The sequence below is a fragment of the Bradyrhizobium sp. genome, assembly GCF_049581145.1.
Lineage (GTDB): Bacteria > Pseudomonadota > Alphaproteobacteria > Rhizobiales > Xanthobacteraceae > Bradyrhizobium.
The window spans coordinates 1-10,308 of sequence record NZ_JBAURI010000788.1; the positions used below are offsets into that span (position 1 = coordinate 1).

Sequence of the window (10,308 nt, forward strand, 5' to 3'; positions counted from 1 at the left end):
AACTTGCGGAAGGTAAGCGCCGCGAGATAATCTGACATTGTTGGGGGACCAAGACATGATTTCAGCCCTGATCGGCGTTCTCATCATCATCGTCATCGGGGCGATATGCTTTTGGGCCATCGACAGATTTGCGGCCGACCGTCGCCTGGCCAATCTTCTCAAATTGCTGGTCGTGCTGATCTGTCTCGGCGCAATCCTGCAGCGCGTCCTGCCGCTCGCAGGAGTCTATATCTGATACTATCTCCGTCGGCTGCGGAGAGGCCGTCGCCGCTTATTATCGGCTGGCGCCGCTCACGCGCGTTTCTGCGTGGAACCTCGTTTCGTGCGGCGACGCGCGTTCAATTGACCTGACGCACCGACGCCAGCAGCGCGCGGATGGCGCCGGTCGGCACCGCGAAACCAAAACTGCCGCCGCCCGTCGCGGCATAGCCCGCGCGAGCGATGTTGATGCCGATCAGTTCGCCGCGGAGGTTGAGCAGCGGACCGCCGGAATTGCCGCGATCGATCAAGACGTCGGTCTGAACCAGATCCTTGCCGCCGAGCCCAGGGGCGGAACGATGCAGCCCACTGACCATGCCGAATGTCGCGCTCTGGCCAAGCCCCAGCGAATCGCCGAGCGCCAGCACGAAGTCGCCGGCTTCGAGGCCATCGGAATCGCCCATCAAGATCGCTTCGAGATGGTTCGCCTCGATCCGCAGGATCGCGACGTCGTTGTCAGGATCGCTCGCGATCAGGCGCGCGGCGACCTGCCTGCCATCCGACAGCGTAGCCGTCATCGCCTCCGCATGCGCAATGACGTGGTCGCTGGTCACCACGAGGCCGACATCGGCGTCGACGATGACGCCGGAGCCATGGACATCCAGCGAGCGCGGTGGCGGCGCGTCGGGAAAACCTCCGCCCTGCTGATCGACTGTCTCGGAATCATCGGAGGATGCGCGCATCGTCGAGTGTATGCCGACCACGCTTGGCAGCACACGCTTGATCAGCGGCGCCAGCGTTTGCGGCAGGGCGCTGCCACTGCCAATCGATCCCTCGCCTGCCCATGCAGGCTGCGCAAGAAGGCAAACGCAGAGCAGGGCCGCACGCATCGCGCCTGTGCGCAGGCTGTTTCTCATCGCTCGCTCCGATCCATTGCCGTAGCATACGCGCCGCACGCCGGAAGCATTGATCGTGATCAAGCGATGCGAGGGAATGCCAACGCGGCGGCAAGCGTGGCAAGCGGAGCGAATGTCGCCGATGGACGCGGCCATCGCGCCCGCGATCGTTGATCGGGATCAACGATCGCCTCGCGCTGCGGTGGAAGAAGAATTGTCTTTATTGGTGTGGGAGAAGGCCGCCATGATCAAAGATGTCCTGGTTCATATTCCGACGGAACGCCAGATGCGGCCCGTCGTCGATGGCGCGGTGTCGCTTGCCGCAGCCTACGGCGCCCATCTCGATGCGGTCGCGATCGGCTACATATCCGAAAGCACGGCCTATGTGATGGACGGCGGCGCCGCCGTCGTCTCGGTCATTGAAATGGAGCGCGAGCGGGCGAAAAAACGCGCCGAGGCCGCGCTCGCCCTGTTCGAAACGGAAGCGCGCAATGCCGGCATCGCCTATGCCTGCCGTGCCGACAGCGCCTTTCCCGGCGAGGCCGCCGCTTCGCTTGGCACCGCCGCACGGGTCTATGATCTGGCGGTGGTGCTGCAGCCCGATGCCGACGAGAAGACCTTCGACAACAGCATTGCGCAAGAGATCATGCTGCAGTCCGGGGGACCGGTGCTGTTCATCCCCTATGTCTTCCGCGGCGCGTTCAAGGCCAAGCGCATCGGCGTCTGCTGGGACGGAAGCCGCGTCGCGGCGCGGGCGCTGCGCGATGCCGCGCCCTTCCTGGCGCAGGCGGAAGCGGTGATGGTCGTCACCGTGAACGAGCCGAACTCCGGCTATGCCGAGGCGTCGGCGGAACGGCTTGCGGAGCATCTGGCCCGCATTGGCCGCCGGCCGGAAAAAGTCGCGGCCACGACGGCTTCGCGGTCCGACATTCAGCCGACCATCCTGTCCTGGGCCGCCGAGGAGAGCCTCGATCTGCTGGTCATGGGCGGCTACGGCCATTCCCGGCTGCAGGAGACAGTACTTGGGGGAGTCACGCGCGCCACGATCCAGGCCATGACGGTGCCGACGCTGATGTCGCATTGATCGAAGTCGCCACGTTCACCACAACCCTGCAATGCAAGGCGTATAAAATACGCGTCAAAGTGTCGACCGGAACGAACGGCGCATACCCAGTCACCGGCCCGCTGCATGATGGGCACATCGTGAACGCACGCGCTTCATAATTCCGCCGCTGCCGTGTTCGACGTTCGCCTCCGTGTCGTTGCGTAGGAAAGTATCGAAATGCGTGCGCCGGTCTATGACCTCTACCAGAAGAAACAAGATCGACTTCCCCAGGGCGCCAAGTCGGCCTGGCTGAGAACATTCCCGGGTCAACCGCCCGCCGACGCCGACGATTGGGTGTTGGTCGGCAAGGAGCGCCATCCCAGCAAGTGGACGGTCGCCGCAATGAACGAAAAGGGCACCTGCTATCTTGAGATTCCGAGCTGGCTCGGCCGTCGCCCCCAGACCCCCGTCCCCGAGACGGTGAAGCAGCTGGCCGAGAGCCGGCCTGCGGTTTGACGCATGCCGGGACGCCAGTCCCGGCTCCCCCGCCCACCCCCGAGCGCAAGGCCTCGCGCTACCGACCGCGGAAATGAGTGGGGGGCGTTGCGTTGTATCGATCGGCGCAAGCCCTATTCCCGTTTGCCGAGATGAGCTTTCTGGCGTCAGCGCCGGCAAGGTTGACGCATGTCAACGCGATGACAAAGGCCGCAGGAAAAGGTCGCGACCGTTGCAGACGTCTGCAGTGGGCTGATCCGTGCTCGCCGCCCGCTGCGGGAGAGGCACATGTCGCCCTTGACGATCTTTCTTGCAAAATTCCTCGGCCTGTATTGCGTCATCCTGGCGCTCGCCATGATGGTGCATAAGCCAAGCGCGGTCGCGACCCTCAAGGCGTTGATCGCGAATCCGCCGCTCTTGCTGTTCGTCGAACTGATCAGCCTTGCCGGCGGGCTTGCCATGATCATTGGTCACAACGTCTGGTCGGGAGGCGCCCTGCCCGTCACTGTCACCGTGCTTGGCTGGGTCATGACGATCCGCGGCGCCGGACTGCTGGCGCTTTCTCCTGCCGCGGTCGCCAAACTGTTCGATGCCATGCACTATGAACAGTTGTTCTATTTCTACATGGGCGGAACGCTGGTCCTCGGCCTCTACCTCGCCTATTCCGGCTTCAGTATCTGATCGCCGCCTCGATCAGCCCAACTTGGTGGCGCAATCGGCCCGGTGGAGCACCGTATCGGGCGAGAGACAACGGCCTCCACCACTTCCGCTCGCCCCTGGCAGCGCTTATGTTGGCCCCGTTCGCATCGAGAGACCCCATGCCGACCAAAGACCCCCTCAACTGGATGCTGTCCGAGGCGATCGATTCGCTGGCCAGGGCCGAACGGCTGCAGCAGCAATTCTTCGGTCTGCAATCGACCGCCAGGCCACGAGAGGCCTGCTGGGAGCCGCCGATCGACGTGCTGGAAACCGACCAGGAGCTCTTGATCTTCGTTGCGCTTCCAGGCGTCGAACCCGACAAGGTCGAGGCGGTGATCGACAACGGATTGCTGATCATCGGCGGCCAGCGAACGCTGCCGCCGGAGCTGCGCAACGCCCGCATCCATCGGCTCGAGCTGCCGCAGGGCCGGTTCGAGCGTCGCATCGCGCTGCCCGCGGGACGTTTCGTGGTCAGCCGCTTCGCCTCGAACGGATGTGTCGTCCTGCGCCTCACGAAATCTGGATAACGAATGGCCATGCCACCCCTCAACGAACCCTCGAGCTCCAAACCGGACACGGCTGGCGTTCGCATTCCCGACGATGCCCTGATCATCGTCCCGGTTCGCAATATCGTGTTGTTTCCGGGCGTGGTCGCGCCGATCACGATCAGCCGGCCGAAATCGATCGCCGCGGCCCAGCAGGCGCTGCGCGAGCAGCGGCCGATCGGGATTTTCCTGCAACGAAACGCCGAATTGGACGATCCCGGCCCGGACGATCTCCATCGGATCGGCACCGTCGCCAACATCATCCGCTACATCACCGCCTCGGAAGATACCCACCACATCGTCTGCCAGGGCGTGCAGCGCGCCCGCGTGCTCGATTTCCTGCCCGGCACGCCGTTCCCGGTCGCCCGCGTTCTCCAGATTCCGGAGCCCTCGACCAGCACGCCGGAAATCGAGGCCCGGTTTCTCAACCTGAAACGCCAGGCCATCGAGGCGATCCAGCTGCTGCCGCAGGCGCCGCCCGAACTCTTGGCTGCATTCCAGGCCACCACGTCGCCGGCCGTGCTCGCCGATCTCTCCGCCTCCTATATGGACATCAAGCCGCAGGACAAGCAGGAGATCCTGGAGACGGTCGATCTCTCCCAGCGCATGGAAAAGGTCTCGCGTCACCTGGCCGAGCGGCTCGAAGTGCTGCGCTTGAGCAACGAGATCGGGCAGAAGACCAAGGCCGCCTTCGACGATCGTCAGCGCGAGGCGATCCTGCGCGAGCAGATGGCGACCATCCAGCGCCAGCTCGGCGAAGGCGACGGCAAGGCGCAGGAAGTAACCGAGCTGACCGAGGCGATCGCAAAGGCGCAGATGCCGCCGGAGGCCGAGAGCCAGGCGAAGAAGGAGCTGCGCCGCTATGAGCGCATGCCCGAGGCTGCCGCCGAAGCCGGCATGGTCCGCAGCTATCTAGACTGGCTGATCGACCTGCCTTGGAGCCTGCCGGAGGAAAAGACCATCGACATCGCGGAAGCCCGCCGCATCCTGGATGAGGATCATTTCGGGCTGCAGAAGATCAAGAGCCGGATCATCGAATATCTGGCGGTCCGCAAGCTGGCGCCGCAGGGCAAGGCGCCGATCCTGTGCTTTGTCGGGCCGCCCGGCGTCGGCAAGACCTCGCTCGGGCAATCGATCGCCCGCGCCATGGGCCGGCCCTTCGTCAGGGTCAGCCTCGGCGGCGTGCATGACGAGGCCGAGATCCGCGGCCACCGCCGCACCTATATCGGCGCGCTTCCCGGCAACATCATCCAGGCCATCAAGAAGACCGGCGCACGCAATTGCGTCATGATGCTCGACGAGATCGACAAGATGGGCCGCGGCATCCAGGGCGACCCGTCGGCGGCGATGCTGGAAGTGCTCGATCCCGAGCAGAATGGGACGTTCCGTGACAATTATCTCGGCGTGCCGTTCGACCTGTCGCGCGTCGTCTTCATCGCGACCGCCAACATGCTCGACACCATCCCGGGCCCGCTGCAAGACCGCATGGAGATCATCAGCCTTGCGGGCTACACCGAGGACGAAAAGCTGGAAATCGCCCGCCGCTACCTGGTGCGCCGCCAGCTCGAGGCCAACGGCCTGAAGCCGGAACAGGCCGAGATCGACCTCGATGCGCTCAGGCTCATCATCAAGGGCTACACCCGCGAGGCCGGCGTTCGTTCGCTGGAGCGGGAGATCGGCAAGGTGTTGCGCCATGCCGCGGTCGAGATCGCGGAAGGCAGCTCAAATCACGTCGCGATTGCGCCCAAGGACCTCACCGCCATTCTCGGCCAGCCCCGGTTCGAAGGCGAGATCGCACTGCGCACCAGCATCCCCGGCGTCGCGACCGGCCTGGCTTGGACGCCGGTCGGCGGCGACATTCTGTTCATCGAGGCGAGCCGCGTTCCCGGCAAGGGCGCGCTGATCCTGACCGGCCAGCTCGGCGACGTGATGCGTGAAAGCGCCCAGGCTGCGATGACGCTGGTCAAGAGCCGGGCGTCCCAGCTCGGGATTGATCTGTCGATCCTGGAGAAGAGCGACATTCACGTCCATGTGCCGGCCGGCGCCACGCCGAAAGACGGCCCGAGCGCGGGCGTTGCGATGTACACCGCGCTTGCCTCTCTGCTCACCAACCGCACGGTCCGAAACGACACCGCGATGACCGGCGAAATATCGCTGCGCGGGCTGGTGCTGCCGGTCGGCGGCATCAAGGAGAAGGTCGTCGCCGCCGCGGCAGCCGGCTTGACCAGGGTGATGCTGCCCGCACGCAACCGCCGCGACTTCGATGACATTCCGCAAGGCGCGCGCGAAAAACTCGATTTCATCTGGCTCGAGCACGTCGATGACGCGGTCGCCGCCGCGCTCGCCAAGACCCCGCAGCCGGTCGCGGCCGCGGGGTGAAACCCGCCGCGGCGTGGCCGTCTCAATGCGAGATCAGCAACGGCACGGTGGCGCCTTGCAGCAGGCGCTGGGTCACGCCGCCGAAGATCATCTGGCTGGTTCGTGAATGGCTGTAAGCGCCGATGACAATCAAGTCACCGTCGTGGCGCTCGGCGAACCCAAGGATGATTTCGGCGACCGGCTCGCCATTGGACCGGACCTGCTCGACGGTCACCTTGGCCCCGTGCCGCGATAGATAGAGCGCCACATCGGCGCCGGGTTCTTCGCCATGACGGGAGTTCTTCTGCGGATCCACCACCAGGATGGTCACCGAACCTGCCGCGACAAGAAGCGGAAGCGCGTCGGCGATCGCGCGTCGCGCCTCGCGGCTGGCATTCCACGCGACGATGACGTGCTCGGCTGTGGCGCCCGCCCAGCGCTCCGGCACCAGCAGGAAAGGCACGCCGGTGGCAAGCAGAAGCGATTCCGCCGACCGCTCGCGCGGCAATCCATCCATTTGTGGACCACCAACGACCACCAGATCGGAATGCAGCGCATTCAACGCGGCGCCCTCATTGGCTTCCCCATGACGCAGTAGGCGGAACTCGCAGCTGATGTCTTCGCGACCCGAGACCGTCGAGAAGCTCCGGCTGGCCGCGGTTGCCGCGGCCGCTTCGCTGGCTGCGTGGTATTCAATGAGCTGCCTGATCGCGGCCTGCCCGCGAACGAAGGATTCCGACGGGCTGCCATCCCAGCCCATCGGCGCCGCGAAGATCCCGATCAGGTGGGCTCGGTGACGGAATGCCAGATTGACGGCATAGGCGGCCCGCGCCTCGCCCTCGGCGGAGGGATCGACGAATACCGCAACTGTTTTCAGCGCCATGGAAGGTCTCTCTCGTTACTGCATGTTGCGGTTGTGGCTGTTGTCGGCAGACGCCTGTTGTTTCGTCATTGGAGGATCTTTTGTCACGACATTCGACTATTCGAGCGACTTGCGGAAACGGAGAATGCTGGCAAGCAGGAGCACGGTCGAAATCGTGGCCAGCGCCGCGAATTGCGGCCACAACACGCTGATTCCCACGCCTTTGAGAAAGGTGCTGCGGATGATCACGAGGAAATAGCGCAGCGGGTCGACATAGGTGAACCACTGCAGCAGCTTCGGCATGCTCGAAATCGGGAAGCTGAACCCCGACAGGATGAACAGCGGATTGAGCACGAAGAAATTGGTCGCGAACGCCTGCTGCTGGGTGGCGCACACCGTGGAGATCAATAGCCCCAGCGCCAGCAGGCTGAACAGATAGAGGGTTTCGCCGGCGACGAACAACATGGGATTGCCGACGAAGGGAATCTGAAACCAGCCGATGCCGACCACCGTGACCAGGGCTGCGAGCCCCAACCCCACCACGAAGAACGGCACGGTCTTGCCGATGATGAATTCGGCCGGCCTGATCGGGGTGACCATGATCTGCTCCAGCGTGCCGACCTCGCGCTCGCGCACGACGGCAAAAGCCGTGAGATTGACCAGCATGATGAGCTGAATGGTCGCGATCACACCCGGCACGAAGAACCAGCGGCCGTTCAGATCGGGATTGTACCAGGGGCGCGGCTCGACATTGACATGCACCTGCTCCATGCCGTTGATGCCCTGCAGGCGCTCGGCGAGATCGGCGCCATAATCCTGCGAGAACTGCGCGGCGATGGTGTTGACGTAGCCGAGCGCGATCAGCGCGGTATTGGAGTTGGTGCCATCGACCACCACCTGAAGCGGCGCCTCCTGGCCCTTACGCAAGAGCTGCGCGAAACCGGCATGAACGGTGAGCGCCACCACCGCGTCGCTGCGCTCGATCATGGCGTCGACCTCGTCCTGCGATTGCGCCTGGGCGACGATATTGAAGCGGTTGCTCGAGGTGAACCGCGCCACCAGCTCGCGGCTTTCCTGGGTATGGTCGAGGTCGAGCACCGCGGTCGACACGTGGTAGACCTCGAACGTCGCGGCATAGCCGAACAACAGCAGCTGCAGCAGCGGCGGCACGATCAGGCGGAAACGCCCCCATTTGTCGCGCCAGAGCTGGATGAATTCCTTGACCAGCAGCGAATGGACACGCGCGAACATGGCTTTACGCGAGCTCCTTGCGAAAGGCGCGCGCCGCCAGCACCATCACCGCCGTCGCGTAAACCAGGAGACACAGGATCGGCGTCGACAGCGCGATCAGGCTCGAGCCCTTGAGGAACAGCGCCTTGACGATCGTGACGTAATAGCGCGAATAGACCAGGTAGGTGATCTTCTGGACCAGCACCGGCATCTGGTCGATCGGAAACACGTAGCCCGACAACAGCGTGGTCGGCAGCATGGTGACCAGCAGCGCCACCTGGCTCGCGCCGATCTGGCTGCGGATCAGGACCGACAACAGGTAGCCGATGCCGAGCACGACAACGAGGAACAGCGTCGTGGTGGCGAACAGCGCGAGAATGGTGCCGCGATAGGGCACGCCGAACCAGTAGGCCGCGATCAGCAGGCAGGACGCCGCGTCGACCCAGCCCAGCGCGATATAGGGCGCGAGCTTGCCGATCATCAATTCGCCGGGGGTCACCGGCGTCGAGACCAGAAGCTCCATGGTGCCGCGCTCCCACTCCCGCGAGATCGTCAGCGATGTGAGCTGCGCGCCGACCAGCGCCATGATCACGGCAACGAGGCCCGGAATCACGAAGTTGCGGCTTTCGAGATCCTCGTTGAACCAGACCCGCGACTGGGTGACCATCGGGACAATCTGCTGCAGCTCGCGGCCTTGGCGATCGAGCCAGTCGAGGTTCACGGCGTTGGAATAGCCGTTGACGACCGAAAGCGCATAGCCGAGCGATATGTTCGCGGTATTGTCGTCGGTACCGTCCAGAATGGCCTGCACGGACGAGACGCTGCTGTCGGCGAGACGCTCGGTGAAATCGGGAGGAATCACGATCGCCAGCTTGCAATCGCCGCTGTCGAGCCCGGCCACGATCTCCGGATAACCGCGCACATTGCGCGCGATGCTGAAATATTGCGAGGACGCGAACAGCTTGAGCAGGTCCTGGCTCTGCTGGCTCGCCTCGCGATCGAAGGTGCATATCGGGATGTGCTTCAGATCGAGGGTGACGCCGTAGCCCAGCAGGAACATCTGGGTGAAGGGCAGCAGCATGGCGACCATCAGGCTGCGCGGGTCGCGCCAGATCTGCAGCACCTCCTTGACCGCCATCGCCTTGATCCGCCGCAGCTTCATGCGGCCTCCCGGCTGGCGGCATCCGCCGTGATCAGCTGCACGAACACGTCCTCCAGCGACGGCGCGATCCGCGACATCCGCGCCGGCGGCAGGCCCTTGGCGGCCAGCCAGGCCGGCAATTGCTTCAGGCTGTTTTCGGCGTCGGCGACCAACAGATGCAGCGAGCTGCCGAACACCGAGCAATCCCTGACGTCGGGCGCCTCATGCAGCGCCGCCAGCGTGACGCCGAGCGCCTCGGTCTCGACCAGCAGCAATTCACCACCGAGCGCGGTCTGTTTCAGCGTCGCGGGGCTGCCCATTGCGATCAGCCGGCCGTGATTGATCAGCGCCGCGCGGTTGCAATATTCGGCTTCGTCCATGTAATGGGTCGACACCAGCGAGGTGACGCCGTCATCGGCCAGGCTATGGATCAGCTCCCAGAAACGACGTCGCGAGGCCGGCTCGACGCCCGAGGTCGGCTCATCCAGGAACAGGATCGGCGGCCGATGCAGCACGGCGCAGCCGAGTGCGAGGCGCTGCTGCCAGCCGCCGGCCAGCGTCCCCACCAGCGCATGCTCGCGTCCCGCCAGGGCCGCCATCTCGATCGCAAACCGCATGCGCTCGGCGAGCGCGTCGCGAGGCACCCGGTAGATGCCACCGAAGAAACGCAAATTCTCTTCCACCGTGAGATCGCGGTAGAGCGAGAATTTCTGCGACATGTAGCCGATGCGCTGGCGCACGCCTTCGGGATCGCGCGTCACGTCGATGCCCGCGACCATGGCGCGGCCGGCGGACGCTCGCAACAGGCCGCAGAGGATGCGGATCACGGTGGATTTTCC

General features: G+C 64.5%; 11 protein-coding genes. 6 read left to right on the forward strand and 5 right to left on the reverse strand.

All coding sequences use genetic code 11. The features are described 5' to 3' along the window. Positions 1-55: 55 nt before the first annotated feature. Complete coding sequence (locus tag WCB02_RS25990) at positions 56-235, forward strand: hypothetical protein (protein ID WP_423962625.1); 180 nt, start codon at positions 56-58, stop codon at positions 233-235. A gap of 103 nt (positions 236-338) precedes the next feature. Here the strand turns inward: WCB02_RS25990 and WCB02_RS25995 are convergent, their stop codons facing one another. Continuing rightward, complete coding sequence (locus WCB02_RS25995) at positions 339-1,115, reverse strand: trypsin-like peptidase domain-containing protein (RefSeq protein WP_423962626.1); 777 nt, start codon at positions 1,113-1,115, stop codon at positions 339-341. Positions 1,116-1,338: 223 nt separating this feature from the next. Between WCB02_RS25995 and WCB02_RS26000 the strand changes: the two genes are divergently transcribed. The 5 genes from WCB02_RS26000 to lon all read left to right on the forward strand — a co-directional run bounded on the left by WCB02_RS26000 (position 1,339) and on the right by lon (position 6,257). Further along, the gene (locus WCB02_RS26000) at positions 1,339-2,178 is read left to right on the forward strand and encodes a universal stress protein (RefSeq protein WP_423962627.1); all 840 of its coding nucleotides are present in this window, start codon (positions 1,339-1,341) and stop codon (positions 2,176-2,178) included. A gap of 198 nt (positions 2,179-2,376) precedes the next feature. Further along, the gene (locus tag WCB02_RS26005) at positions 2,377-2,655 is read left to right on the forward strand and encodes a hypothetical protein (protein WP_423962628.1); all 279 of its coding nucleotides are present in this window, start codon (positions 2,377-2,379) and stop codon (positions 2,653-2,655) included. Between the two features lie 267 nt (positions 2,656-2,922). Next, positions 2,923-3,315, forward strand: coding sequence for a hypothetical protein (locus WCB02_RS26010; protein ID WP_423962629.1), 393 nt, complete (start codon positions 2,923-2,925; stop codon positions 3,313-3,315). 137 nt (positions 3,316-3,452) lie between these two features. After that, positions 3,453-3,860, forward strand: coding sequence for an Hsp20/alpha crystallin family protein (locus WCB02_RS26015; protein WP_423962630.1), 408 nt, complete (start codon positions 3,453-3,455; stop codon positions 3,858-3,860). A 9-nt stretch (positions 3,861-3,869) separates the two neighbouring features. Then, on the forward strand, positions 3,870-6,257 hold the full coding sequence (gene lon / locus WCB02_RS26020) for an endopeptidase La (protein ID WP_423962635.1): 2,388 nt from the start codon (positions 3,870-3,872) through the stop codon (positions 6,255-6,257). 22 nt (positions 6,258-6,279) lie between these two features. Here lon and WCB02_RS26025 read toward each other — a convergent pair whose 3' ends face one another. From WCB02_RS26025 to WCB02_RS26040, 4 genes are all read right to left on the reverse strand, one after another. Continuing rightward, positions 6,280-6,996 (reverse strand): universal stress protein, encoded by a 717-nt coding sequence (locus WCB02_RS26025; protein WP_423962631.1) that lies wholly within the window; start codon positions 6,994-6,996, stop codon positions 6,280-6,282. Between the two features lie 219 nt (positions 6,997-7,215). Beyond that, positions 7,216-8,349, reverse strand: coding sequence for an ABC transporter permease (locus tag WCB02_RS26030; RefSeq protein WP_423962632.1), 1,134 nt, complete (start codon positions 8,347-8,349; stop codon positions 7,216-7,218). Positions 8,350-8,353: 4 nt separating this feature from the next. After that, on the reverse strand, positions 8,354-9,490 hold the full coding sequence (locus tag WCB02_RS26035; RefSeq protein WP_423962633.1) for an ABC transporter permease: 1,137 nt from the start codon (positions 9,488-9,490) through the stop codon (positions 8,354-8,356). Beyond that, the coding region (locus WCB02_RS26040) for an ATP-binding cassette domain-containing protein (RefSeq protein ID WP_423962634.1) at positions 9,487-10,308 on the reverse strand (822 nt) is incomplete at its 5' end. The genes WCB02_RS26035 and WCB02_RS26040, both read right to left, overlap by 4 nt.

Bases quoted from the DNA above. Each gene is read 5' to 3' on its own strand.
- WCB02_RS25990 (WP_423962625.1), top strand. From the start codon at position 56: ATGATTTCAGCCCTGATCGGCGTTCTCATCATCATCGTCATCGGGGCG.
- WCB02_RS25995 (WP_423962626.1), bottom strand. From the start codon at position 1,115: ATGAGAAACAGCCTGCGCACAGGCGCGATGCGTGCGGCCCTGCTCTGC.
- WCB02_RS26000 (WP_423962627.1), top strand. From the start codon at position 1,339: ATGATCAAAGATGTCCTGGTTCATATTCCGACGGAACGCCAGATGCGG.
- WCB02_RS26005 (WP_423962628.1), top strand. From the start codon at position 2,377: ATGCGTGCGCCGGTCTATGACCTCTACCAGAAGAAACAAGATCGACTT.
- WCB02_RS26010 (WP_423962629.1), top strand. From the start codon at position 2,923: ATGTCGCCCTTGACGATCTTTCTTGCAAAATTCCTCGGCCTGTATTGC.
- WCB02_RS26015 (WP_423962630.1), top strand. From the start codon at position 3,453: ATGCCGACCAAAGACCCCCTCAACTGGATGCTGTCCGAGGCGATCGAT.
- lon (WP_423962635.1), top strand. From the start codon at position 3,870: ATGCCACCCCTCAACGAACCCTCGAGCTCCAAACCGGACACGGCTGGC.
- WCB02_RS26025 (WP_423962631.1), bottom strand. From the start codon at position 6,996: ATGGGCTGGGATGGCAGCCCGTCGGAATCCTTCGTTCGCGGGCAGGCC.
- WCB02_RS26030 (WP_423962632.1), bottom strand. From the start codon at position 8,349: ATGTTCGCGCGTGTCCATTCGCTGCTGGTCAAGGAATTCATCCAGCTC.
- WCB02_RS26035 (WP_423962633.1), bottom strand. From the start codon at position 9,490: ATGAAGCTGCGGCGGATCAAGGCGATGGCGGTCAAGGAGGTGCTGCAG.